Below are 24,980 nucleotides of genomic sequence, written 5' to 3' on the forward strand. Positions count from 1 at the left end.
GGTTTGACGTGGGCCATCTCGGTGGCGTGATAGCCGGTGGGGAAGATGTCGGCGAGCATCACGTAGTCGGTCTGCCGGTCGGCGGCGTCCTCGCCCAGACGCAGGGCGTTGAAGTCGCCGTAGGGCACGCGCAGCAGTTCAGCCTGGCCGCCCTGGTAGGGGCCCATGTCGGCGAATCCGTAGGCGGCTCCGGCGAGGGCCGGTTCCGGCTGCATGGTCAGGCAGTAGTTGGTCAGACCCTGCTCGCACTGCTTGCAGAAGCCGCAGGCGATGTTGAAGGGCAGAACCACATAGTCGCCGACCTGGACCTTGCGGACGGCCGAGCCGACCTCCACGACCTGGCCCATGTTCTCGTGTCCCAGGGTGCGGCCGGACTCGAACGAGGTGCGGCCCTCGTACATGTGCAGGTCCGAACCGCAGATGTTGGTAGTGGTGATCTTGACGATGATGTCGCAAGGGTGCTCGATCTTCGCGTCCGGTACGTCCTTCACTGTGACCGTTCGCGGACCTTCATAAACCGCTGCCTTCATGATGACTTCCCTCGGTGCCGCGGCATGACCGCGGCACGGCGATGATGAGACGGCGTACAGAGCCTGACTCCCAGGAGTTGGTGCGAGGGGGTCCGTTGCTCCGGCATGCCTCTGCGGGCCACTCACCCGGTTCAGGTGGAACGGCTGTGCCGCCGCCGGCTTGCCAGGCGGAGCTTCGGCGCTCCGGCGGCGCACCGTGCGGGTCCCCGTCGGCCCCCGACGAGAAACAACCACGCACGATCGATCAGCGAAATCTACGTAGGCGGACGACCACCAACCACCAGTCACCGACGCATCTCCGACTCAGGTCACCAGCTAGTCACCGTCGTCGTCCTGGAGCATGTGGCGGCGTTCCTGTTCGCGCTTGGAGTAGGCGGCTGCCCGGATCGCCTCGTCGCTTTCCAAGCCCGATCCCAGCGCGCCGCCCACCGTGGCGACCGAAGCGACGAACCAGGACAACGTCCAGTAGTCCGTGGCGTGCAGCGGGGTTCGTGTCATGGAAGCGAACACTCGGTCGTTGAGGATGAACAGCGCCCACACCATGTTGACGACGATCAAACCCCCGTAACAGACGAGCACCCCGATACCCACGGTCACGACCGTCGAGGCGTTGTAGAGCCTCGCCCTCTGCCTCGCCTCCCGCGAGACCTCTGCTGAGCGATGCCACAGCTGCGCGTCCACGATCAGCCAGCCGATCATGAGCGCGACAGAGCCGACCATGGCGATCACGAGGCGTGGCGCGCTCAGGGACTCGGCCAGGCTCCAGATGGTGGAGTTCACAGTGGCGACTGCTCCCGTGGCGAGTGCGGCCGCCAGGGCTTTCGACAAGCCCGGCACCAAGCGCCACGGCCGGTTGGCGCGGACCATACCGCCGAGCACCCTCAGGTAACCGCGCGGCCCGCTGACGACGTACCGGAGATCAGTGGTCTCCTCCTCGCCGACCGGGCCCGGGTGTACAGGCGCGAGACGACTGACGAAGGGCCCCAGCAGCGGCTGACCCCGCGGAGGTCCTTGAGCCTCAGTGGTCCGTGGACCCGCCAAGCCAAGCACGGCTTCCTCCACGGCCCGCCGGGCCCTCGTCTGCAGCCGCAAGCCGCCCAGCGAAGGAAGGGACAGCAGCGCCAAGCCGTGTTCGTGACTCAGGTCCACAACGAGCTTGCGCCCATGTGAGTGCAGCGGAAGGCCGGTGAGGGCCACGACGATGTCCCAATTCTCCGCTCTTCCGCGGTCCATGATCCGGCGCATCAAAGTGGGCGGGTCCTCGGTCCCTGAAGTGAAGGGCTCACTGACCACCTCAACCTCGAACCGTCGCCCCTGGCCTGACTTGTCGGCGAGCCGAGTGGGAAGTGTCTGGGCCATACGCTGCGCGATTTCCGTGAGCGCGTCCGGATCCGCAAGGAGCCTACGACCGAAACGTCCTGAGGCGACACCCGCATGACCAGACCCTTCTCGTCGGATACCCCCGCGATCGCAAGTGCCCACACATGCTGCCGAGGTAACGTCGACGCTGCGTGACACGCTGGCACCCGCCAGCAGATGCAGGCGGTACTGCCAGATCTCCTCGTCTTCCCAGCACAGGGCCTACTCCCACCACCGGGCCACGATCGCGTGCGCCACTGCGAACACCCGCTCCGGCCCCGCCCCGGCACGCACCGCATACCGCGCCACCGGCCGCGCTTCGGCGCGGCCCGCGAGCCGGAGTCCGGCAAAGCCCCGCCACCCGGGAGGATCAGAACACCTGCGACGCACAGCAGCACGTCCTGCCCAGGGTCAGCAGGCGGTTGCGGCTGGTAGGCGGGATGGTCCGCGTCAACTGGCCCTGGTTGCTGTTCACTGGCCTCTCCCGAGCGCTCCTTGGGTGTTCGCCACCGCGGCGTTCGGCCTCATCAGCAGCGGCATCTGGGGGCCCCCTTACGCGGAGCCGCTCCGCGACGCGGCGTTCGCCCTGCTGTCGGTCCGCACGCCCGTCCGACTACCCGGGCAGTCGGACGCCTGGGCCTGGCAGGGCAATACAGGGAGGCTAATTGGGCCCGACATGCGCATGCGTTCGCGCGCCCTGTCGGCCAGGCTGAATGGGAAGCCCAGGGACCGGGAGCCACCCCGGCGCCCGCAGCCGGAGGTTGCCGTCATGACCGTGATGTCCATCGCCAGGTTCGAAAGGTTCTTCCGCGCGGCCGCGGGGCTGGACGTCGACAAGAACGATCTCAAGCGCTACAGCGACTTCGTCGACGCCAAGCTCTACGATCTGCTGACCGTCGCCCAGGCCACTGCCAAGGCCAACGGGCGCGACATCATCCGGACCTGTGACCTACCGATCACGAAAGGCCTGCAGGAGAGCATTCACCGCTTCCAGAAGATCGACCAGGAAGTAGAACTCAAGCCGATCCTGGAACAGCTCGCCACCCACCCCGCTCTGGACCGCACGCCCGACGAGGAGACCGAGGCGACCTATCCGGACATCATCGGCGGACTCAGCCTGGCGCTGGCCCAAAACTTCAAGATCCTCCACCCCGACCTGAAAAACCCCCAGACCCAGCACTGGGACGAGGCCCGCGCCGTCTTCGACCTCCTGCTGTGAGGCGCGACCGGACCAGGCAGTTCAGGCCACGGCCAAACAGCGTCAGCGCGTTCTGCTTCCTCTGCTGCCGCAACGACCTGCTGGCTCGCCGCAGGTCCTTGTCCACTTCCAGGGTGCCGCCGAAAGCGGTCATAGTCGGTGAGCCGGCCGAGACCGCGGCGGGTGCGCCGCTGGAGCAGACCGCTAGGCGGCTTGCGGGCATCCGCACGATCCCCGACCGGCTGGTGTCGTCAGCCGATCCCGATGCCCGGCCGATACGCAAGGGCAAGCCCCAGCACCCACGCTGATCGGCCCAAATCTCGGAAGCCGGAAAGCTCAGATTGTGGCGGCTCGATCTCGCGGGGACCATCGAAGACATGGACAGGAACATGTCCGGCGGGTCCGGGGAGCGGCTGCTGGAGGAACTGGTCAGAACAGCCCAGCTAGCATCACCCGCGGAACTGCCCGTGGTCCTGAACCGGTATGCCGAGGCCATAGGTCTGGGCAGGGCCGTTATCTATCTGGTCGACATCCAGCAAAGACTGCTGGTGCCGCTTGCCGAAGGGGAGCCGGCACTGGAGCTCGACACTTCGCTGGCCGGATGGGCCTACCGCACCAACTCTCTCCGAGTGGAAGAAGGCCACTCCGGCGGACTGAACGTATGGCTGCCCCTGGCCGACGGAGCGGAGCGGCTGGGTGTCGTGGAGCTGAACATGACCACCCTGGACGCGCTCAAGCTACGGCGCTGTCGGACGACGGCGCTGCTCCTCGCACTGATCATCACATCCAAGCGCACCTACAGCGACACCATCGCACAGCGCATGCGCACCAGGCCGATGCACCTGCCCACGGAGATGGTGAGGGCTTTTCTCCCTCCCCGGTCGATCGGCACCGGACGGGTCGTTTCGACGGCGGTTCTGGAACCTGCGTACGAACTGGGCGGCGATGCTTTCGACCATGCGTTCACCGAGGACGTTCTGCACGCCACAATCCTTGACGGCATGGGGCACAACCTGGCGTCCGGAATTGCCACCTCTGTCGCCATGGCAGGCTGCCGTAACGCCCGGCGCAGCGAAGCAGACCTGGACGAACTCGCGGGCACCGTGGACGAGGCGCTGGCGCAGTGGCTTCCGGAACAGTTCTGCACGGGTGTCTTCGCCCAGTTGCACATGCCCACCGGTGTGCTGCGCTGGTGCAACTGCGGCCACCCGCCTCCGTTGCTCATCCGTCGCCACCGCCTGCTCCCCAACGCCTTGGAGCGGCCACCTGAGCCTCCGTTGGGTCTGCCCGCCAGTCTCGCCGGGACCGCCCGTCAGGTGCACGACGTCAGCCTCGAACCCGGTGACCGAATACTGCTCTACTCGGACGGCGTCGTAGACTCACGCGACGAGGCAGGCGAAGAGTTCGGCCTGGAACGCTTCACCGACTACATCATCCGGTCGACCGCAGCGGGGCAGAGCGCCCCGGAAGCGCTGCGCCTGCTCATCCACGCCATCCTCGAGCATCGGCACAACAAACTCAGCGACGACGCCACGATCTTGATGTTCGAGTGGCAGCCCCCTGATCCGTGACCGCAAGAGCCGGAGAGCGCGGTGTGACGTCGGCGCTGCGAGGACGTAGACGCTGACGTCGGTGGATGCCGAGGCTGGCTCCGTCTCCGGGAAGCGGCGGGTACGGTGCCGCACATCTGCAGCGCCATACCCGCGCACGCAGGGGCCTCAGGCGATCACTGCGCATGCAAGCGGCTCGGGCTCGTCCGATCGATCACTCGGGTAGGCGGAACCAGGTTCAGCTGCTGTCGGTCGTGATGAGTGGCTGCTGCCACAGGACGCCCTGATCACGGCGATCCAGACGATCATGGTCGGTCTCGGTGTGTCGAGTCTGTACGTCATGCTCTGAGCACGCTTGACCCGCCGCTCGGGCAGCGGCCTCCGCCATACCTTTCTCCCGGTGCGGCCCCAGCGGCACCGTAGGGTCCTCGGCCTGCCCGGTACCCGACCAGACGTCTCGTCCGGGCCCGGGTGCCGTAGGCCTGCTCGGCGCGTCGTGCCGCGCTCATGACGTTCTCCGCCCGGGTCACGGCAGGAGCGCGGCAAAGGAGTTCGGCACCGGTATTTGAGGTGCTGCCATTCGCCGGCACTCACATGGCGCTCCAGAGTTTTCCGTACGGTGCGCACTCCTCGGTGCTCATCTTTACGGGCGTTTCGGCCGGTTTCCAGTCGTCGTCGTAGACGCCTCTGACGATGGTCGGCAGTTGGGCGCCGAACTGTCCGGCCGTCTCGACCGGGAGACGATCCCGAAGCGGTGCAGCACCGCCCGCAGTGTCGCGTCCGGCTAGGTGAAGCCTGTGTTGACCATTTTCATGGTCCTTTCGTCCTGGGCGCCTCACGAGCTCAGTCCGCGAGGTCGGCCCTGCCGAACAGGACGGCGTAACTGGAGGGGAGTTGGCTGATGATCTGATTCAGCTCTCCGCCGGTGACCGCGTCGGCAACGGTGGTCAGGACGGCGCTGGCGTCCCACTGCGCCGTACGCGGCCGGGCGTGGGTGCGCTCGGCGACCCGGCGGTAGAACTCTTCGATCCCGAAGCTCTGCGCCTGCTGCGGCTTGGCACGGTCCAGAACCTGTCCCAGCGGGCCGGGCAGCTGGGATGCGAGGTCCTTGACCTCTCCTGGGCTGATCCGCTGGGCCAGCACTTCTAGCACGGCGTTGGTGACGTCCGCGGCTTCGTCCTGGTCGCTGTATTCGCCTCGCTCGCGCACACGGGCGAGGAATCCGTCGTATTTCATAGCTGCCTTCCTTCAGCCCCGGTCACCCGCTGGTCATGGAGGTCGCCCGGTGCGCTGTCGCGCCTGGCGGGGAACTTGGTCGTGACGACACCGAGCTCGGCAGTGGTGGTCATGCCACGCCTCCTCGTTCAGGGCCATGGACTGTTGCCCTGAAAGGGACAGAACAGGCCGGAATGGACTGGCCCACATGGCGTGGTCTTCTGTGCTGCGCTGCCACCTTCTGGGACACCGCTTTCACTTTCTCCATGAGGGCGACACGATGCTCTGGCACTGCGCGCGTGGGTGCCGAGCGGAGGGAAGCAAGCGATATCCGATGGCCCAGGACGCTGAGCGCTACGCACGGGCATTCGACCGCGAGGACCAGGCGGACATGGGCCGGCGAGCACTTCTGGGTCTGCTTCCCCTTCGGCTGCTGCGCGCCTGGCGTCTGCGGCGTCGAAAGGAAGCCGGTGGGGAGCCGCGTGCCGCGGCTCCGCCGCCGTGAGGGGTTCTGACGCGGGACGTCATCCATGAGTCACCGGGTGTCGAGCCTCGCCGACCCGGCCGCGGTGCCGGACGTGTGTCCGGAACCGCGGCGTTCGCGTCTCAGCCGCTGCTCTCGGTGCTTTCACTCGTCTCGCTGATCTCGATGTGCCGGGGCTTTGCGACCTCGGCCTTGGGGACGGTGATGGCGAGCACCCCGTCCGACATCTGCGCATTGATCTTTTCGGTGTCGACCTCTCCGGGCAGCCGCAGCCGGTACTCGAAGGCTCCGGTGCGGCGCGTGCTCCGGCGCAGGACGCCTTTGCGTTCCTTCTCCTTGATCTCTCCGGTGACCACCAGCTCCTGGCCGTTGGCTTCGACGTTGATGTCCTTGCTCTTGACGCCGGGGAGTTCGATCTCGACGTGGAAGGCGTCCTCGGACTCCGTGACATCCGCCAGGGGTGTCCACGCGACTGCGGGCGCCGCGCCTCCCACCGTGGATTCGATCAGTCCGCTCATCTCGCTGAGCAGTTGGTCGAACTCCGTCAGCGGATTGCGTGCCCAGCCCATGGGCCTGGCCTGCATTGCGCCACCTCGGTGGTGCCGGACGGGCATGGTCATTCCCATCGCCTCCTTCTCGTGATCTCGTTGCCCGCTAGGTGTCATGCGAGCCAAGCGGACTCCTTCGGTCGGGTGTACGGGGAGCTGTCGGTGCCGCCGGGCGCGGCCGTGTGGCCCAGGTAGCGGTGCACGAAGTGGATGCTCATCGCGCCTTCACCGACCGCGGAGGCCACACGCTTCACCGAGCCGCTACGGACGTCGCCGGCGGCGAAGACGCCGGGCAAGCTGGTCTCCAACGTCAGGCAGTCGCGGCCCTGGCTCTGCCACAGTCCGGGAACGGAGCACGCCTGCGCCTCCGCGCCGGTGAGCACGTAGCCGCGCGCGTCAAGGGCGAGCGCGCCGGACAGCCACTCGGTGTGAGGGTCTGCGCCGGTGAAGACGAACAGGGCCCGCACTCCGAGGTGGCGGTGCTCGCCCGTACGGTGGTCGACCACGGTGACCGCCTCCAGCGCCCTGTCGCCGAGTGCCTCGGTCACCTCGGTGTGCAGCAGCACGCGCACCCGCGGGTGGCGCTCGATCTGATCGATCAGGTAGCGGGACATGTGCGCCTCGAGGCTCGGCCCACGGACGAGCAGATACACCTGCGGTGCGTACCCGGCCAGGAAGAGCACGGCCTGGCCTGCGGAGTTGCCGCCGCCGACCACCGCCACCGGGTCGGTACGGCACTGCTGGGCCTCGTAGACGGTCGCCGAGTAGTGGACGCTCGCGCCCTCCAACGGTTCGATGCCGGGTGCATGGAGGCGGCGGTAGCGGGCGCCGGTGGCCAGGACGACGGTACGGGCGGTGATCTCACTGCCGTCGGTGAAGCTGACGGCGTAGTGACCGTCCCGCGGTTCGAGCCGGGCCGCCTCCGCCGGGACGCTGAGCCGGGCGCCGAACTTGTCCGCCTGGAGTACAGCGCGCTCGGTGAGTTCGGCGCCGGAGATGCCGGAGGGGAAGCCGAAGCAGTTGTCAATGCGGGAGGACGTCCCGGCCTGACCACCGGTGGCTATCGCCTCGACCACGGTCGTGCCGAGGCCCTCCGAGGCGGCGTTCACCGCGGCGGCGAGGCCGGCCGGACCGGAGCCGACGATCAGGAGATCGCCGTGGCCGTTGCTCGACGGCAGGGGCGGCAGGCCGATGAGCCGGGCCAGTTCGGCGTTGCTCGGATTGCGCAGCAAGGTCGTGTCCCGCCAGATCACCAGCGGCGTCTGCTCCGGGCCGACGGCGAAGCGGCGCAGCAGCGCCTCGGCCTCCTCGTCCGTCTCCAGATCGATCCAGCGGTGCGGCAGCCGGTTGCGGGCGGCGAACTCGCGCAGCCGCCGGGTGTCGGGCGAATAGCGCGAGCCGATGATGCGGAAACCGGCGCCCTGCCCGACGAGCAGAGCACGGCGGCCCAGGCAGGCGCGCAGTACCACATCCCCAAGGACGGAGTCCCGCGTCACCAGGTCACGCAGCTGTTCCAGGGACAGGGCGAGGATCTCGCCGGGGTCCCTGACCACGGCGGTGTAGAAGGCCACCTGTCCGTTTAGGAGGCCGAGTTCGCCGATGAAGCGGCGGGGGCCGTGTACACGCAGCAGGTGTTCATCGGGCGTGCCGTAGCCCTCGAGGATGGCGACCGAACCACTGAGGACGATGTAAAACGTCTCGCACCGCTCCCCCTCCCGGATCAGCACGTCACCGGCGTTAACCGCGTGCCGCCGGCCGTGCTGCGCCAGGCGGGCCACCTGGTCGTCCGACAGGCGGGGATAGGCGCCGTAGATGTCGGCCGTCTCGAAGGGGACGCTCTCCTCCGCCTCGTCCGGCACACGCGCTGGCCCGGGCCGCCTCTCGTCGCCGGGCATCACACGAACGCCTCATGGACGAAGCACCACCGCCAGTCCTCGCCGGGCTCCAGCGACGCCACGATCGGATGGCCGTCGGCGGCGGCGTGACGGCGGGCATGCCGGTTCGGCGAGGAATCGCAGCAGCCGACGTGGCCGCAGGTCAGGCAGAGCCTGAGGTGGACCCAGGGGGAACGCGTGGCCAGGCACTCCTCGCAGCCCGGGGCACGCGGGGTGACGGGGCGTACGAGGGCGAGGTGGGGGTCGGTCCGTACGGTCATGGCCGATCATCCTTTCCCAGCCGGTGCGCGGCCCGCGATCGACTGCTCCACCCACCGCCGCAAGGCAGGGGCAGGTGCGGCCCCCGACTGCCGGGCGACCGTCTCGCCCTGGTCGAGGACCAGCAGCGTCGGTACCGCCCGGACCTCGAAACGCTGCGACAGTCGCGGGTTCTTGTCAACGTCGACCTTGACGAGTTTGATTCGTCCGGCTAGATCGGTGGCGACCTTCTCCAGTGCGGGGCTGACCATGCGGCAGGGGCCGCACCAGGTGGCCCACAGGTCGACCACGACGGGGACGTCGGCCCGCTCGACGACCTCGGTGAAGTCGTCGTCGCCAGCGTCCACCATCCACGGTAGGGGCTGCTTGCAGTGGCCGCACTTGGGGCGGCCCTCCGCGGCTACGGGCACCCGGTTGGTGCGCCCGCAGTTGGGACAACTGACGGTCGTCGCCTGCACCGTGCTCATGCCGCCCGCGCTCCCTTCACGTCCTCGGGCTGGTCGTAGGTGACCACCAGTTCCCCGGCCTCGGCGTCGACGCGGACCGTCGCGCCGTCCTGGACGTCACCGCGCAGCAGGGCGCGCCCGACCATCGTCTCGACCTCGTGGGAGATGTAGCGGCGCAGCGGCCGGGCCCCGTACACCGGGTCGTAACCCTGGTGGGCAATCAACTCACGTGCGTCATCGGTGAGTTCGACGGTGATGCGGCGTTCGGCGAGCCGACGGCGCAGCTCGTCGAACTGCAGCTCCACGATCCGCTCGATCTGCCGCTCACCGAGCGGCTTGAACAGCACGATGTCGTCGACACGGTTGAGGAACTCCGGGCGGAAGTGCCCGCGCAGCTCGCCCATCACCAGGGCGCGGGCGTCCGGCTTGATCTCACCCTCGGCGGTGGCGCCGTCGAGGAGGTGCTCGGAGCCGATGTTGGACGTCATGATGATCACGGTGTTGCGGAAGTCGACGGTGCGGCCCTGCGCATCGGTGATGCGGCCGTCATCGAGGACCTGCAGCAGGGTGTTGAAGACATCGGTGTGCGCCTTCTCGATCTCGTCGAACAGCACAACGGAGTACGGCTTGCGGCGTACGGCCTCGGTGAGCTGGCCGCCTTCCTCGTAGCCGACGTATCCGGGCGGTGCGCCCATGAGCCGACTGACGGTGTGCCGCTCCTGGTACTCACTCATGTCGAGGCGGACCATGTTCTCCTCGGAGTCGAACAGGGCCCGGGCGAGGGTCTTGGCCAGCTCGGTCTTCCCGACGCCGGTGGGGCCGAGGAAGATGAACGAGCCGATGGGGCGGCGAGGGTCGCGGATGCCGGAGCGGGCGCGGATGATCGCGTCGGCGACGAGCTTGACGGCCTCGTCCTGGCCGATGACGCGCTCGCGCAGGATCTCGTCGAGGCGCAGCAGTTTCTCTCGTTCGCCCTCCTGGAGACGGGCGACGGGGATGCCGGTCCAGGCGGCGACGATCTCGGCGATCTCCTCCTCGGTGACGACCTCGCGCAGCAGCCGGCTCTGCCCCTGCTTGGCGGCCAGTTGCTCCTCCTCTGCCTTCAGCCGACGCTCCAGGTCCTGGAGGCGACCGTAACGGAGTTCGGCGGCACGGTTGAGGTCGTAGGCGCGTTCGGCCTCCTCCGCCTCGTGGCGGACCTGCTCCAGTTCCTGGCGCAGCTCCTGCACACGGCGGATGGCCTGCCGTTCGGCCTCCCACTGGGCGCGTTTGGCGTCAGCCTCGCCGCGCAGGTCGGCCAGTTCCTTGCGCAGTTCCTCCAGGCGAGTTTTGCTGGCGGGGTCGGTCTCCTTGGACAGGGCCGCCTCCTCGATCTCCAGGCGGGTGACGCGGCGGGTAATCTCGTCGAGTTCGGCGGGCATCGAGTCGATCTCGGTGCGCAGCCGGGCGCACGCCTCGTCGACGAGGTCGATGGCCTTGTCGGGCAGGAACCGGTCGGTGATGTAGCGGTGGCTGAGGGTGGCCGCGGAGACCAGCGCGGTGTCCTGGATCTTCACGCCGTGGAAGACCTCCAGGCGTTCGCGTAGTCCCCGCAGGATGGAGATGGTGTCCTCCACACTCGGCTCGTCGACCAGGACCTGCTGGAAGCGGCGTTCGAGGGCAGCGTCCTTCTCGATGTGCTTGCGGTACTCGTCGAGGGTGGTGGCGCCGATCATGTGGAGTTCCCCGCGGGCGAGCATCGGCTTGAGCATGTTGCCCGCGTCCATGGCCCCTTCGGCGGCGCCCGCGCCGACGACGGTGTGGAGTTCGTCGACGAAGAGCAGAATGCGCCCTTGGGCGGCCTTGACCTCGCTGAGCACGGCCTTGAGGCGTTCCTCGAACTCACCGCGGTACTTGGCGCCGGCGACCAGGGAGCCCATGTCGAGGGCGAACACCGTCTTGTCGCGCAGGCCCTCGGGCACGTCGCCGCGGACGATCCGCTGGGCCAGGCCCTCGACGATGGCGGTCTTGCCGACGCCGGGATCGCCGATGAGAACGGGGTTGTTCTTGGACTTGCGGCTGAGGATCTGAGTGACGCGGCGGATCTCCGCGTCACGGCCGATGACCGGGTCCAGCCGCCCGGACCGAGCCTCGAGGACCAGGTCGCGGCCGTACTTCTCCAGAGCCTCATAGGCCACTTCAGGGTTGGCGGAGGTGACGCGCTGGTTGCCTCGGACCTGGGTGAGCGCGCTCAGGAACAAATCCCGGGTCACGCCGTGCTCCTTGAGCAGGCGTCCGGCGGCGGTCGCCGAGCCCTCGTCGGCCAGGGCGAGCAGGAGGTGCTCCACGGACACGTACTCGTCCTTGAGGCGTTTGGCCTCCCGCTCGGCGGCATCGAGCAGGCGGGACAGGCGCTGAGTGACGAAGACCTGGCCGGGTGCCGCGCCCGGACCGGTGACCTTCGGGCGGCGGGAGAGTTCCTCGCGCACGGCAGCGCGCAGCTCCTTCGGCTCGGTGCCGAGCTGTTGCAGCAACCGTGGGATCAGACCGTCCTCCTGATCGAGAAGCGCGAGCAGCAGGTGTTCCCCGTCGACCTCGGTCTGCCCCATGCGGACGGCCGCGGTCTGGGCCTCCTGCAGGGCTTCCTGGGACTTCTGGGTGAGACTGTTCATGTCCATGGGGGTGTTTCACTCCTCGTACCGGCGCGGCGCAGGGCGGCTTCGAGCAGGCTGATGCGGTCCAGAAGGTCGAGCACCAGGCCGATGGATGCGTAGTTGAGGCACAGCCCGGTGCGCAGCCGCTGAACGCGGGCGAGGGCGGCCGGTGCCGTGGGTTCGAACACCAGCCCTCCGGAGGCGTCGCGCTCGGCCTCGACCAGGCCCAGAGCGACGAACCGGCGGATGAGGTCGGGATGGACCCCGGAGCGGCGGGCCACGGTCTGCAGAGAGAGCCTGGGCACCGGCACGATCGCGTACCGGACGCGTGCCGGCGCGGGAGCTGTCAGCCGAGACGCCTGGCGCTCCCCGGCGCGTGGGTCACTCATCGTGTCCTCCTGGGGTCGAACGAGGAGACGGCGGCGAGCTCCTCGAAGAGTGCGCGCTCCCGGTCGCTGAGTGTGGACGGCACCATGATCCGGAGCTCGGCGTAGAGATTGCCACTCGTGCCGCGCGGGTTCGGCATGCCCTCACCGCGCAGCCGCAGCCGCCGGCCGCTGGACGAGCCCGCGGGCACGCTGACCTTCGCCGTCGCCCCGCTCGGCGTGGGCACCGGAACCGTCGCACCCAGCGCGGCTTCCCAGGGTGTGACCGGAAGCTGCACGTGCACGTCCCGGCCGTCGAGGCGGAACTGGGGGTGCGGCTGGATCCGCACCCGCAGGTACAGGTCTCCCGCGGGGGCGTCACCACTGCCCTGCCCGCCCTCGCCCGCCAGCCGGATACGCTGCCCGTCGGTGACACCCGGTGGCACGTCGACCTCGTACCGCCGCGGCTGTCCCGTGGGACCGGCGAGCGTGACGGTGCGACGGCCTCCGCGGTAGGCCTCCTCGACGGTGAGCGGCAGTTCGGCCTCCTGGTCCGCTCCGGGGACACGCACCCGTCCGGCGCCCCCGAAGAACGAGCCGAACAGGTCGTCGATGTCGACGCCCTCCGCGCCGAATCCGCTGGTGGCATACCGGACCCGGGGGCCGCCCCCGGTGGACCAGCGGAAGCCGCCGCCGGGTCCCGCGCCGGCACCGACCCGCTCCTCCCAGTCCTCGGGGACCTTTCGGAAGTCCTCGCCGAAGCGGTCGTAACGGGCCCGCTGGTCGGGGTCGGACAGGACGCTGAAGGCCTCGTTGATCTCCTTGAACCGCTCCTCCGCCGCGGGGTCCTTGTTGACGTCTGGGTGGTACCTGCGGGCCAGCTTGCGATACGCCTGCTGGATCTCGTCCTTGTCGGCGTCTCGCGGGACCCCGAGAACCTCGTAGAAGTCGCGTGCCATGGCCGCTCACTCCCGCTTGGCGACGGTCACGGCGGCCGGCCTCAGCTGCCGATCGGCCTCGCCGTAGCCGGGGCGCAGCACCTGCGCCACGGTGTTCGGTTCGGCGTCGGGGTCCTGTACCACGCCGACGACCTCGTGCCGGGAAGGGTCGAACGGGACGCCGGTCTCGGCGTGACGCTCGTAGCCCAGGCGTTCAAGGGTGGACACGGCCTGGTCGCGCACGGCGCGAACCCCCTCGACGATCGCCCCGGGGTCGGAGCCCGCGTGGTTCAGGGCCAGTTCGAGGTTGTCGATGACGGGAAGGAAGGCCGCGGCCGTGCGGGCGCGTTCGAGCGCGCGCTCCCGGTCCAGTTCCCTGGCGTGTCGCTTGCGTAGGTTGTCCAGGTCGGCGAGGGCACGTCGCCAGCGGTCCTCGACCTCTTTCAGCGCGGCCGCGTACTCGTCCTCGACCCCGGCCGGACCGGCGGCCGCGTCGGGGCCCGGTTCGGGCTCCGTGGTCGGCGGCGCGGGCTCGGGCAGGTGGCCCTGCGGCGGTTGTGCGGCGCCTTCGGGCGGTAGGTCGGACGATCGGTCCTGCGGAGGGATCGGCATGGCGGGTACCTCAGCCCTTGTCGAACTCGGCGTCGACCACGTCTTCGTCGGTGCCGGCTCCGCCCTGCCCGGAGCCGTCTGGCCCGGTGGTGTCCGACGGACCACTCGCCGCCGCGGCTCCGGCCTGGTGGGCGGCGAGCCCGGCGTAGACCTGCTGGAGTTCGGAGATCAGCGGCCTGGTCTTGTCCACTCCGGCCTCGTTCTTGACCGCGTCGCGGGCCTCTGCCACCAGCATCTCGGCGCGGGCCTTTTCGTGCGCGGGCGCGGCGTCGGCCAGTTCGTTCAGGCGCTTTTCGACCTGGTAGGCGATCGCGTCGAGTTCGTTGCGGGCGTCGACGGCCTCGCGCAGTGCCTGGTCCTGGCCTCGGTTGCTTTCGGCCTCCTGGACCATGCGTTCGACCTCGCTCCGGTCCAGGTTGGAGCTCTCGCTGATGGTGATGCCCTGTTCCTTGCCGGTGTCCTTGTCGCGCGCGCTGACGTTGAGGATGCCGTTGGCGTCGATGTCGAAGGTGACCTCGATCTGGGGTTCGCCCCGCGGCGCCGGCCTGATGTCGGTGAGCTGGAAGCGGCCGAGGACTCGGTTGTCGGCGGCCCGTTCGCGCTCGCCCTGGAGGACGACGATGTCGACGGCGGGCTGGTTGTCCTCGGCGGTGGAGAAGGTCTCGCTGCGGCGCACGGGGATGGTGGTGTTCCGCTCGATGATCTTCGTCATCACTCCGCCGCGCGTCTCCACGCCCAGGGACAGGGGGGTGACGTCGAGCAGCAGGACGTCCTTGACCTCGCCCTTGAGCACCCCGGCCTGGATCGCGGCGCCGAGGGCCACGACCTCATCGGGGTTCACGCTCATGTTGGGTTCTTTGCCGCCGGTCAGCCGGCGTACGAGGGCCTGGACGGCGGGGATGCGGGTGGAACCGCCGACGAGAATGACCTCGTCGATGTCGTTCTCGCCGACCTTGGCGTCGGCCATGGCCTGCTGGACCGGACCGAGGCAACGCTCCACCAGGTCGCCGGTGATCTGCTCGAACGTGGACCGCATGATCGAGTCGGTGAGATGCTTGGGCCCGGAGGCGTCGGCGGTGATGAACGGCAGGCTGACCTGGGTCTGGGTGACGGAGCTGAGCTCGGTCTTGGCCTTCTCCGCCGCCTCGAACAGACGTTGCAGGGCCTGCGGGTCCTTGCGCAGGTCGATGCCGTTCTCCTTCTGGAAGTCGTCCGCGAGGTAGTCGACCAGACGCCGGTCGAAATCGTCGCCGCCCAGATGGCTGTCACCCGCCGTGGAGCGCACCTCGACCACGCCGTCGCCGACGTCGAGGATGCTCACGTCGAAGGTGCCGCCGCCCAGGTCGAAGACGAGGACAGTCTCGTGCTGCTTCTTGTCCATGCCGTACGCGAGGGCGGCCGCCGTCGGCTCGTTGATGATCCGCAGCACTTCCAGTCCCGCGATCCGTCCGGCGTCACGGGTCGCGGTGCGCTGGGCGTCGTTGAAGTAGGCGGGCACCGTGATGACCGCCTCCGTGACCCGTTCCCCCAGCTGCTTGGAGGCGTCGTCGGCGAGTTTGCGCAGCACCAGGGCGCTGATCTCCTCAGGCGCGTACAGCTTGTCACGCACCTTGAAGCGGGCCTCGCCGTTCTCTCCCGGGACGACGTCGTAGGCGACGGCCTTGGCCTCGTCGGGGATCTCGTCGAAGTGCCGGCCGATGAACCGCTTGGCCGAGTAGATGGTGCCCTTGGGATTAAGGATCGCCTGGCGCCGGGCCAGCTGGCCCACCAGGCGCTCGCCGGTATCGGTGAAGGCCACCACGGACGGTGTCGTGCGGTTGCCCTCGCTGTTGGGCACGACGGACGGCTCGCCGCCCTCCCACACGGCGATCACCGAGTTGGTGGTGCCCAGGTCAATGCCCACTGCCTTCGCCATGAGGAACTCCTTCCGGTCCGGCGCCTGCGCCGACTCTCCGGATCATGTCGTTCAGGTACGGGTGGAACCTCCGCCGGTGGTCTGCAGCCGCCGATCAGCCGTACAGCCTCATCGGTGACCACCTCGTCCACCACGACCTCGTACCGGCTCGGCTGCATCGAGCGGAGCGAGGCGAAGTCCCGGCGACCGCCCTGCAGGGCGTGCAGCAGCATGCCGAACAGCGCGCCGCCGATTACTCCGAAGATCAGCCCGTACAGGGCGAGGAGCAGGGCGGACGGGACGGGTTCGAGCCAGTTCACAAGGCCGAACAGCCAGCCGATCGGGACACCGGAGAGCGCACCGTTCGCCCGCGGCCCTGTCGTGGTCCACCCGGCCGATCACCTGCTCGACCATGCGCACGTCCTGGCCGGTGATCGCCACCGCCTCCACGGGAAACCCATGGTCGGAGAGGTGATCAACGGTGTGTTCGGCTTCCCGGTACGCCTTGTAGTAGGCAATCGGCCTGCGCTGCTGCTCGGTCATCGCTCAGTCCTTCCTGCCGGCGCGCACGGAGGGTTCCGAACACCTCCCAGGGTGGCGAGCCGAGTGGCTCCACGCCTGCGCCTGGCGAGTCAGAAATGCACGTGTCCGGTCCCCCCACGAGTACGAAGGGAGCTATTCGAGCATCTCGGATAGGCCGGCCCGTAAGCGGGTACGCGAAGCACCGCTCGCCTCCCTGTAGGGTTGGAGAGAAGGGAGTGATCCCATGGTCAGCAGCCGGGCGCACGACCTGTACCGCCGGCGCTCCGACCAGACGGGCAGCATTCCGCGGGACAGCGCCGGGCGGCGCCCCAGGGCCGCACGGAAAGAGCCTCGCCCACCCGCTCCAACCCCAGCCGACCATGTCCTCCCCGAACTGGTGGCGCTCTCCTGCGCCCTGTTCGACACCCCGGACGAGGGCGAGGTCCTGCGCTTGGCCATGGACCACGTAGCCGCCGCAGGTCCATACAGCGCCGAGGCCGGATACCTCAAGGTGGACGACGACCTGGTCCCCAGCCCGAGGAACGGGGAGATCCATGCCCCGGCCGTGGACTGCAGGGTGCGGGAGCTGGCCGGGCAGGACGGCCCTGTGACCGTACCCGGCTGGCCCTGGGGCCGGGCCCTGGGGCTACGCGGACTTGAGAGGTTCCACGGCTACCTCGTGGTGACGTCCCGCTCCCGGCCCACCGAGTCCGAGTACTCCCTGCTCGTCACGCTCGTCCGGCACACCGCCGCTGCACTGTCAGTTGCCTTCGCACACCGCCGCCAACGCGAGGACGCGCTGGAACTACACCGGCTCAGGGAGGAGCGCACAGCCCTCCAGCGGCAGCTGATCTCCGTCGCGGCTGAGCTGGGGTACCAGCGAGCCGTTCACGCGCTCATGGACGACGTGGCTGCCTCGGGCGGCGGCGAGGAAGCCATCACCCGCGCACTGCACGGGCTCACTGGACTCCCCGCGCTGGTCGAGGACCGCTTCGGTCGACTGAGGTCCTGGACCGGCCCTAGCCGACCCGACCCCTATCCGGAACCGGACCCCGTGCGCCAGGACGAAATGCTGCACGCCGTCGCCCGAGAGGCCGGGCCGGTGCGGGTAAAGGACCGGCTGATCACTCTGGTCCGCCCGCATGGCGAGATCCTGGGCGTGCTGGCCCTGGTCGATGCCCGGAACGAGGCCGACGAGCACACCGTGCTCGCCCTGGAACACGCCGCCACGTCACTCGCCCTGGAACTGGCGCACCTGCGCAATTTGGCCGAAGTTGAGCTGAGGCTGCACCGCGAGCTGGTCGACGACCTCCTGGCGGGGATTGACGAAGCGAGCGCCTACGCCCGGTCCGAGGCGGTTGGACACGACCTGCACCGCAGCCACTACGTCGTCGTGGTGCAGTGGTCGAACCGGACTGCGGACGATTCCTTCGCGCAGACCGTGGACCGGGCGGCCTGTGCCGTGGGCATGCGTTCGCTGCTGACCCGACGTTCCGACCACGTGGTCCTGGTCGCGGACGACCGGCCGCACGCCCGCGCGCTGTACGAGGCGCTCGCCCGGGAGACCGGGACACGGTCTGGGACGATCGGGGTGAGCGCCCGTTGCGACTCCCTGGACGACATCCCGCACCGCTACCAGGAGGCGCAGCGCGCCCTGGAAGTGCGCCGCCACTCCCGCGAGCGCTACGGCACGACGTTCTTCGACGAGCTTGGCATCTACCGCATCCTGGGACCCGGCAGCGATTACCGGGAACTGGAGACGTTCGTCCACGAGTGGCTCGGGCAGCTCATCGACTACGACTCCCGGCACCACGCGGCCATGGTGGAGACCCTGTCCCGGTACTTCGACTGCGGCGGCAACTACGACGAGACCGCCGAATCCCTCGCGATCCACCGCAGCACGCTGCGCTACCGGCTCCAGCGCATCCGCGACATCAGCGGCCACGACCTCGCGAACGTCGAGGACCGGCTCAACCTCCAGGTGGCGACCCGAGTGTGCAAGATCGTGCTGGGCGGGCCCGGTTGAGGCGCCCGCGCACCGCGGCGCAGGCTCGGCTGTCCCCATCACCGTGGGGAGCAGGATGCGGCCAGACTGAAGAAGAGGTCGTCGAACCGGGCCGCGTACTCCTCCAACGGCCCCGGCGCAGGCGGACACGGACGGCGAGCGGTCATCTACAGCCCGCACTGCAGTTGACTCCTACCACCGGCCTACGACCAAGCCGAACTGTCGTCAACCCAGGCCACCGCCGGATTTAATGAACTACGGGTAGCTGCGACCATTTCCGCCTCTTTGCTGATCCGCTGTCAGCGCCTGCTCCCCAACGCCCTGGTGCGACCCACCGAACCCCCGATGGGTACGCCGGCCGACCTGGCCGACGGAGCGCGGGCCGTGCATCAGACCGCCCTCGAACCGGGCCACCGGATACTGCTCTATACCGGCGGCGTCGAGGAATCACGTGGCGAAGGCGGCGAGGAGTCCGGCCTGGAGCGCTTCACCGAGTACGTCATCCGCTCGACGGCGGCCGGACAGCACGCCTCGGAGGTCCTCAGCTTGCTCATCCACGCCGTCCTCGACCACCAGCACAACGAACTCAGCGACGACGCGACCATCGTGCTGGTCGAGTGGCAGCCCGCCCAGCGGCCGTGGGCCCGCGCAGTAACCGTTCTCGGCCCGCCCGGCCAGGTCGAAACGCTTGACGGTCTCGCGGGAGCGGCCGCACTCGACCGGCCTGGAGTTGACGATCCACAACGCTGAGTGACGGCAACCGCGCTCCCTACCGGCTGTCACAGGCCAACCGTCCAGCGAAGCCCAATAGCGCGGCGCCGCACGCGCGGGCCTCATCATGGCCGTAGCGCGTCAAGGCTCCGCCGAGTCGGCGGTGTGCCGCGGACGGTCACGCCGGTTCGGTCGTGTCGCGCGGCCGACGGGCGCCGTTGAGCAGAGCATGGCGATGACACCGAGTCGGCCGCTGACACCACGGACGGGTGCGGTGCCACCCGTCCTGCCCACCGAGTGAGCCACGCGGGCCAGGACCACTCACCGTCCTGGAGGAACCATGACCCGAGCTGAAGACAAGGCGCCACCGATCGGTGCCCTGAACGGGCGCATGCTGATGGCGGCAGTGGTATCCGCGATCAGCGGGCTGCTGTACGGCTACGACACAGGCGTCATCTCCGGCGGGCTGCTCCAGATCGCCAAGGAGTTCCACATCGGAAACACCATGAAGGAGGTGATCGCGGCCGCGATCCTTCTGGGTGCCGTGGTCGGCTCCCTCGCCTGCAGCCTGCTGTCCGAACGTGTCGGTCGACACCGCACGATCCTGATGATCTGCGTGGTGTTCGTCCTCGGCAGCCTGGCCAGCTCACTCGCACCCACTGCGGTCGCTCTGGCCCTGGCCCGGGTACTGCTCGGCTTCGCCGTCGGCGGCGCCACTCAGACCGTACCCATGTACGTTGCCGAGCTGGCCCCCAAGTCTATCCGCGGACGTCTGGTGCTCTGCTTCCAACTCGCCATCGGTGTCGGCATCGTCATCGCGACGCTCGTGGGTGCGAGCGAGGCGATCTCCTGGCGGGAGGCGATCGGCGCAGCCGCCGCACCGGCACTGGTGATGCTCCTCCTTCAGTTGCGCCTGCCCGAGAGCCCGCGTTGGTTGGTGCTCAAGTTCGGCCTCAGTCGTGCGGAGGAGGCGCAGAAGGTGCTCTACAGGTTGCGGCCCGACGGCTACGACGTCTCCGCCGAGCTCGAAGAGATCGTCGCTCTGGAGGGACGCCAGCAGCGGACCAGCAGAGGCAACCGCGGTTGGAGCGGGCTGCGGCAGCCATGGGTACGGCCGGCCTTGGTAGTCGGCTGCGGCATTGCCCTGTTCACCCAGCTGTCCGGCATCGAAATGATCATCTACTACGCTCCGACCATCCTGACCGACAACGGCTTCTCCAAGACGACCGCGCTTTGGGTCAGCGTGGCGCTGGGCACGGTCTACCTCGTCATGATGGTGGTCGGCCTGATCATCGTCGACAAGGTCGGGCGCCGCCGGCTGACTCTGGTGATGGTGCCCGGCACGGCGCTCAGCCTGTTCGCGCTCGGCGCCTTCTTCGTCACCGGTCACTCCGGCCGCGCCGACGTGCCACCAATCGTCGCCTGCCTGCTGACCTTCATGTTTTTCAACGCTGGCGGGCTCCAGCTGATGGGCTGGCTGACCGGTTCCGAGATCTACCCCCTGGCGGTGCGTGCGGCGGCCGCAAGTGTGCAGTCGGCCACTCTGTGGGGCACGAACCTGCTGATCACGCTCACACTGCTGACGATGATCAGTATTTTCGGTGTGGGCCAGGTGTTCTGGATCTACGGGATGTTCAACGTCGCGGCGTGGCTGTTCGTGTGGTGGCGGATGCCCGAACTCACCGGACACAGCCTTGAAGACATTGAGAGGCACCTGAAGAGCGGGCGGTTCCGCCCGCGCGACTTCGCTCGCGTCTGACTGCCTGAGCAGGACCATCCGGGGACGCGCGTCCGGCTGGTGCGGTCGCATGCGAGAGCTGATGCGTGAGCCGATCGGGGTCGCCCAGCGCTCCGGTATGCGCAAGCACTTCCACTTCCTTGACAACGGCCGCCACTGGGAGGTCCTGACGCTCAAGAACGGCTTATCCGTATAGCCCAACAGCAACTTGTTGACAAGGTCGGACTGGAAGAAGTTGATATGGGCGCGGACTCAATCTCCTATCACAGTCTGTGAGCATCCGGTAGCGCCGACCGCCTCGCCGGTTGGACCGGTGCAAGGAGGTCGGCACACGGCGTGGAGCTGGACCTACCCAGCGTCGATCCGGAGTCCATCGATTTGGATGTCGAACGATACGTCCTGACCGTGAAGGCCGAACGCAAGCCGGCGTACAGCGACAACACCGACACGGTGATCAGCGAGCGGCCTGCGGGGGCCTACAGCCGACATTTGTTCCTCGCTGACACTCTCGACACCGAGCGGATCGAAGCCTCCTACGAATCGGGTGTGGCGAAGCTGCGTATCCCGGTGGCCGAGCAGGCCAAGCCTCGAAAGATCGCGATAAGCGGCGGCGGCGACCGCAAGGAACTGGGCAGCTGATCAACGAGCCAGCCCGATAGGCCTCGGGTCAACCCGAGGTCTGTCGCCGTCCACGGAACAGGCCGGGCGCCGTAGGGGCTGGTGAGTGGAACCAGTTGCCGTCCGCGCTGAACGTGCCGCCGAGGGCGCCGCTCCAAGCGGCCCTGGTGCCCGTCGGCGGAGCCGCCTGGGAACGGTGGGCACTGGCGGGGCGCGTCCGCCGGGGTTACGAGTCAGGAGCTGGGTGGCTGTTCCGGCTCCCCGTCGTTGGCGGTGAACACTTTGGTGAAGGTGGCTCCGCAGCGACAATGGGAGTGCTCGATCAGTTCCCCGGCTTCGGACACGCTCAGCCCCTGACTGAGTCGCACGTGCACATGATCGGCCATGAGGAGCTGCTTTCCTTGACGTCCGTTATGCGCCTCAGGGTGACGGCTCGTCCCGTTCGATGGCAATGTCGCAGCTCACACCAAGTGTTTGATCTTTGTGTGCCCGCCAGTCTTCCTTTGCCCCAGTTGACGTCCCGGCGGCACCTGTTCGGCGCACCCACAGGCCGCCGGACTGGTCACTGCCTCCCGCTTGCTGTCGCCCGAGTGTCGGTGATCAGCGCGAGATCTATCTCCCGATTCCTGCAGAACCACTCGAAGGATCGAGCTATGCGGCCAGAGCGTGGACCGTGCGGGTAGGGCGCACCTTGGTCAGCCCATGCCGAGCCAGCCCAGCAGGGTCTGGAGCAGAACGACGGCCGACAGCAGGGCGATGACGGACACGCACACGGAGGCCACGACGCGGAAGAGGGGGCCGTTGGCGGCTGCGCCCAGGACGCTGTGGCGGTTGGCCAGGGTGAGGACGTAGGTGAGCAAGATGGGGGTGATCAGACCGTTGACGACCTGGGCCCGCACCAGAAGCTGGATCAGGTTGCCGGGGATCAAGGCGATGGCGGCGCCGATGCAGACCTGAGCCGTGAACAGCCCGAGGAACAGGGGGGCTTCGCGAAAACGGCGGGAGACGGAGCTTTCCACACCGACTGCCTCCGCGACGGCGTAGGAGGTGGACAGGGGGACCACGGCGGCTGCCAGTGCCGAGGCGCCGAGCAGCCCGAGGCCGAAGAGCTGTGCGGCGAAGCGGCCCGCCACGGGCTTCAGCGCCGAGGCGGCCTGCGCCGCGGAGTCCAGCGGTGCCCGAGTGGTGATCGCAGCGGCCGTGGCGATGATGATGAACATGCTGATGGCGTTGGCGAAGATCGATCCGGCGACGGTGTCGGTCCTCTCCCGCGGGTATTCGGCCGGGCCGATACCGCGGTCGGCGACGGCAGCGGCGACGTAGAACTGCATGTATGGGGTGATCGTGGTGCCGATCAGCGCGACCCCGAGCAGCAGGAAGTCCTTGCTGGCGACGAAGTGCGGCCAGGCCAGCTGGGCTCCGGCCTCACCCCAGTCCGGGTGGGCCAGGACGGCGGCGACAGGGTAGGTGAAGAACGCCAGCGACAGCACCAGGAAGATCTTCTCCGCGTACCGGTAGGAGCCGAAGACCACCAGCGCCCACACTCCCGCCGCAGCGAGCGGTACCGCCATATAGCGGGAGGCGCCGAGAAGTTCGAGGGCGGCGCCGATGCCGGCGAACTCGGATACCACCAGGCCCAGGTTGGCGATGATCAGGCACAGCAGGGCGAAGGCGGAGACACGGACGGAGAACTGCTCGCGGATCAAGCCGCCGAGCCCGACACCGGTGTAGGCGCCGAGCCGGGCGCACATCTCCTGCACGACCACCAGCGCGACGGTGACCAGGAGCATGAAGAACAGGGTGCGGTAGCCGTACTGGGCTCCGGCCGAGGCATAGGTGGCGATCCCGCCTGCGTCATTGCCCGCGTTGGCGGCGATCAGGCCGGGACCGGCGACGGCCAGGGCAGTGACCAGGCGGCGCCTCCAGCGCGGCGCGGGCCGGTCCGGCGCAGCCGTGGCGGGTACGTCGGGGGCGGCGGGTGCCGTGGTGGAGTTCCGCTCCATGACCGTGGCCTTTCCTCTCGGATACGTGGGCAACAACGAGGCGCGCGGCTTCGCATCAGGGGACGAGGCGGAAGACGCGGAAGCGGCCGCGTTCGGGTACGAGGGCGTCGACCAGGTCGTCGGCGAGGATCCGGCCGACGGGACGGTGCTGGTCGTCGACGACCACGACGGAATGGCGGCGAGTGTCGGTCAGCCGCGCGATCACCTCGCTCAGCGGCGCGTCCGGGGCGACGGTCACCGGGGCCGGCTCTTGGACGAGGTCAGCCAGCCGGGTGCCGGGTTCGGCGAGCAGCAGCCGCACCACCGGCACGTCGTCCACCAGCGCGCCGTCACCGTCGAGGACGCACACGGCGTCCAGGTCGGCGGCGTGCTCGGCCTGCCCGCGCAGCTCGGCCACCACATCCCCCACTGACCGGTCAGCGGTAGCGGTGACCAGCAGGGACGTCATCAGCGCACCGGCCGTGCCTTCGGCGTAGCCCAACAGCCTGCGCAGCCGGTCAGCCTGCTGGGGGTGCATCGCGCCCAGCAGCCGCGCCCGCTCCCGTTCGGGCACGTCGCGCAGCGCCTCACTGGCCTCGTCGGGCTCCATCTCCTCCAACAGCCGAGCGGCCTGTGCGGTGGGGGCCTCGCGCAGCAGCGCCTCGAGGTCGGCGGCGTGCATCTCCTCCAGCGCGTCCGCGGCCTTGCCGGGCTCGACCATCTGAAGCAGCTCGCTGCGCGGACCGCGGCCCAGGTCCTCCAGCAGGTCGGCCAGCTCCGCCGGACGCAAGGTCTTCAGGGCGGAGTTCGGGGCGCGCAGCCGCACCTGCCTCGCTGTGGTGCCCTCGCGCTCCGGGCCGCCCAGCGCCTGGATAGCGGCCCAGTCCAGCACTTTCTCCGGTGCAGGCCGCCGGTGCAGGCGACGCGGTCCGATGCGGCGCAGCAGGACCTTGAGCCCGACCTCTGCGCCCACCAGGTGCCAGGTTCCGTCCACGCGGGCCAGATACAGGTCCGAGGCGCGGATCACGCGGACCCCGTCGACGTCCACGAGCTGGTGGTCCAGTACATCGTGGGCGAGGCGTACCTCGCCGTCGCGCACCTGAAAGTCCCGCAGGTCCAGCCGGGCCGAGTTCAGCCGCACGCCGTCGGCGGACAGGTCCGCGACCGCCGCGACCGGCACATAGGCGGCCCGGTGGCCGACCTTGACCACCAGCCCGGACACCGCCGGGTACCGTTGGCCGCTCCACCGGCAGATCACATCCAGCAAATGGCCGATCTCCTGACCGGCGGGGTTGACGACCACCACGCGCAGCAAGGCCGTCAACGAGACGAGGGCCTCCCGCACAGCTCTTTTGCCAAGGGCCCCGTCCTCGCGACGCTTCGGCCTGGCCGACTGCGGTTCCATTCCGGGCATGTTGAATACCCTCACGCACGCTTCGGATCAGGCAGACACCAACACGCCTGTGGCTGTTGGCTTCG

20 protein-coding genes and 5 pseudogenes are annotated in these 24,980 nt (G+C 68.7%); 7 read left to right on the forward strand and 18 right to left on the reverse strand.

Going from position 1 to position 24,980, the window contains the following annotated elements; all coding sequences use genetic code 11:
- The coding region (locus IE318_RS22260) for an alcohol dehydrogenase catalytic domain-containing protein (protein ID WP_189903012.1) at positions 1 to 530 on the reverse strand (530 nt) is incomplete at its 3' end.
- Between the two features lie 315 nt (positions 531 to 845).
- Positions 846 to 1,966, reverse strand: a pseudogene (locus IE318_RS22265) (hypothetical protein).
- A 422-nt stretch (positions 1,967 to 2,388) separates the two neighbouring features.
- Here IE318_RS22265 and IE318_RS45095 point away from each other — a divergent pair.
- From IE318_RS45095 to IE318_RS22280, 3 genes and pseudogenes are all read left to right on the forward strand, one after another.
- Positions 2,389 to 3,108, forward strand: a complete 720-nt coding sequence (locus tag IE318_RS45095) for a DUF1931 family protein (RefSeq protein ID WP_229903676.1) — start codon at positions 2,389 to 2,391, stop codon at positions 3,106 to 3,108.
- Between the two features lie 125 nt (positions 3,109 to 3,233).
- A pseudogene (locus IE318_RS22275) lies at positions 3,234 to 3,389 on the forward strand (ISNCY family transposase); the annotation flags it as partial.
- Positions 3,390 to 3,464: 75 nt separating this feature from the next.
- Positions 3,465 to 4,658 (forward strand): PP2C family protein-serine/threonine phosphatase, encoded by a 1,194-nt coding sequence (locus tag IE318_RS22280; RefSeq protein WP_189903014.1) that lies wholly within the window; start codon positions 3,465 to 3,467, stop codon positions 4,656 to 4,658.
- Positions 4,659 to 5,227: 569 nt separating this feature from the next.
- Here IE318_RS22280 and IE318_RS22285 read toward each other — a convergent pair.
- From IE318_RS22285 to IE318_RS46335, 12 genes are all read right to left on the reverse strand, one after another.
- Positions 5,228 to 5,476, reverse strand: a complete 249-nt coding sequence (locus IE318_RS22285; protein WP_229903677.1) for a DUF2267 domain-containing protein — start codon at positions 5,474 to 5,476, stop codon at positions 5,228 to 5,230.
- A 4-nt stretch (positions 5,477 to 5,480) separates the two neighbouring features.
- Positions 5,481 to 5,873 (reverse strand): DUF2267 domain-containing protein, encoded by a 393-nt coding sequence (locus IE318_RS22290; RefSeq protein ID WP_189903016.1) that lies wholly within the window; start codon positions 5,871 to 5,873, stop codon positions 5,481 to 5,483.
- A 585-nt stretch (positions 5,874 to 6,458) separates the two neighbouring features.
- A complete protein-coding gene (locus IE318_RS22295; RefSeq protein WP_229903678.1) occupies positions 6,459 to 6,920 on the reverse strand; it encodes an Hsp20/alpha crystallin family protein in 462 nt (153 codons plus the stop codon).
- Between the two features lie 77 nt (positions 6,921 to 6,997).
- Positions 6,998 to 8,779 carry an FAD-dependent oxidoreductase gene (locus IE318_RS22300; protein WP_189903020.1) on the reverse strand — a complete coding sequence of 594 codons (1,782 nt, stop codon included), beginning with the start codon at positions 8,777 to 8,779 and terminating at the stop codon, positions 6,998 to 7,000.
- Complete coding sequence (locus IE318_RS22305) at positions 8,779 to 9,039, reverse strand: UBP-type zinc finger domain-containing protein (RefSeq protein WP_075033266.1); 261 nt, start codon at positions 9,037 to 9,039, stop codon at positions 8,779 to 8,781. The genes IE318_RS22300 and IE318_RS22305 overlap by 1 nt, the downstream gene beginning before the upstream one ends.
- 6 nt (positions 9,040 to 9,045) lie before the next feature.
- The gene (gene trxA / locus IE318_RS22310) at positions 9,046 to 9,504 is read right to left on the reverse strand and encodes a thioredoxin (RefSeq protein WP_189903022.1); all 459 of its coding nucleotides are present in this window, start codon (positions 9,502 to 9,504) and stop codon (positions 9,046 to 9,048) included.
- A complete protein-coding gene (clpB, locus tag IE318_RS22315; RefSeq protein ID WP_189903024.1) occupies positions 9,501 to 12,140 on the reverse strand; it encodes an ATP-dependent chaperone ClpB in 2,640 nt (879 codons plus the stop codon). Before clpB ends, trxA begins: the two co-directional genes overlap by 4 nt.
- On the reverse strand, positions 12,131 to 12,505 hold the full coding sequence (locus tag IE318_RS22320; protein WP_229903679.1) for a chaperone modulator CbpM: 375 nt from the start codon (positions 12,503 to 12,505) through the stop codon (positions 12,131 to 12,133). The genes clpB and IE318_RS22320 overlap by 10 nt, the downstream gene beginning before the upstream one ends.
- The gene (locus tag IE318_RS22325; protein ID WP_189903026.1) at positions 12,502 to 13,440 is read right to left on the reverse strand and encodes a DnaJ C-terminal domain-containing protein; all 939 of its coding nucleotides are present in this window, start codon (positions 13,438 to 13,440) and stop codon (positions 12,502 to 12,504) included. Before IE318_RS22325 ends, IE318_RS22320 begins: the two co-directional genes overlap by 4 nt.
- 6 nt (positions 13,441 to 13,446) lie before the next feature.
- Positions 13,447 to 14,031 carry a nucleotide exchange factor GrpE gene (locus IE318_RS22330; protein WP_189903028.1) on the reverse strand — a complete coding sequence of 195 codons (585 nt, stop codon included), beginning with the start codon at positions 14,029 to 14,031 and terminating at the stop codon, positions 13,447 to 13,449.
- Positions 14,032 to 14,041: 10 nt separating this feature from the next.
- Entirely contained in the window at positions 14,042 to 15,946 is a 1,905-nt protein-coding gene (dnaK, locus tag IE318_RS22335; protein WP_189903031.1) for a molecular chaperone DnaK, read from the reverse strand.
- Between the two features lie 108 nt (positions 15,947 to 16,054).
- Positions 16,055 to 16,468: a general stress protein gene (locus tag IE318_RS46335; RefSeq protein ID WP_308438589.1), complete on the reverse strand. Its 414-nt coding sequence runs from the start codon at positions 16,466 to 16,468 to the stop codon at positions 16,055 to 16,057.
- 223 nt (positions 16,469 to 16,691) lie between these two features.
- On the opposite strand from IE318_RS46335, the gene IE318_RS22340 reads away from it, so the two are divergent.
- Complete coding sequence (locus tag IE318_RS22340) at positions 16,692 to 18,473, forward strand: PucR family transcriptional regulator (protein WP_189903033.1); 1,782 nt, start codon at positions 16,692 to 16,694, stop codon at positions 18,471 to 18,473.
- Between the two features lie 324 nt (positions 18,474 to 18,797).
- Positions 18,798 to 19,013 (forward strand): annotated as a pseudogene (locus IE318_RS46855) (SpoIIE family protein phosphatase); the annotation flags it as partial.
- Between the two features lie 84 nt (positions 19,014 to 19,097).
- Here IE318_RS46855 and IE318_RS46860 read toward each other — a convergent pair.
- Positions 19,098 to 19,196: pseudogene (locus tag IE318_RS46860) on the reverse strand (IS982 family transposase); the annotation flags it as partial.
- A gap of 307 nt (positions 19,197 to 19,503) precedes the next feature.
- On the opposite strand from IE318_RS46860, the gene IE318_RS22350 reads away from it, so the two are divergent.
- Positions 19,504 to 20,922 carry a sugar porter family MFS transporter gene (locus tag IE318_RS22350; protein WP_229903680.1) on the forward strand — a complete coding sequence of 473 codons (1,419 nt, stop codon included), beginning with the start codon at positions 19,504 to 19,506 and terminating at the stop codon, positions 20,920 to 20,922.
- 315 nt (positions 20,923 to 21,237) lie between these two features.
- Positions 21,238 to 21,540, forward strand: a pseudogene (locus tag IE318_RS22355) (Hsp20/alpha crystallin family protein); the annotation flags it as partial.
- Positions 21,541 to 21,752: 212 nt separating this feature from the next.
- Here the strand turns inward: IE318_RS22355 and IE318_RS45110 are convergent.
- The 3 genes from IE318_RS45110 to IE318_RS22365 form a co-directional block, all read right to left on the reverse strand.
- Entirely contained in the window at positions 21,753 to 21,905 is a 153-nt protein-coding gene (locus tag IE318_RS45110) for a hypothetical protein (protein WP_229903681.1), read from the reverse strand.
- A gap of 309 nt (positions 21,906 to 22,214) precedes the next feature.
- Positions 22,215 to 23,522, reverse strand: a complete 1,308-nt coding sequence (locus IE318_RS22360; RefSeq protein ID WP_189903037.1) for an NRAMP family divalent metal transporter — start codon at positions 23,520 to 23,522, stop codon at positions 22,215 to 22,217.
- 55 nt (positions 23,523 to 23,577) lie between these two features.
- Complete coding sequence (locus IE318_RS22365) at positions 23,578 to 24,846, reverse strand: magnesium transporter MgtE N-terminal domain-containing protein (protein ID WP_229903682.1); 1,269 nt, start codon at positions 24,844 to 24,846, stop codon at positions 23,578 to 23,580.
- Positions 24,847 to 24,980: the final 134 nt, after the last annotated feature.

The sequence above is a fragment of the Streptomyces spiralis genome (genome assembly GCF_014654675.1).
GTDB classification, from domain to species: Bacteria; Actinomycetota; Actinomycetes; order Streptomycetales; family Streptomycetaceae; genus Streptomyces; species Streptomyces spiralis.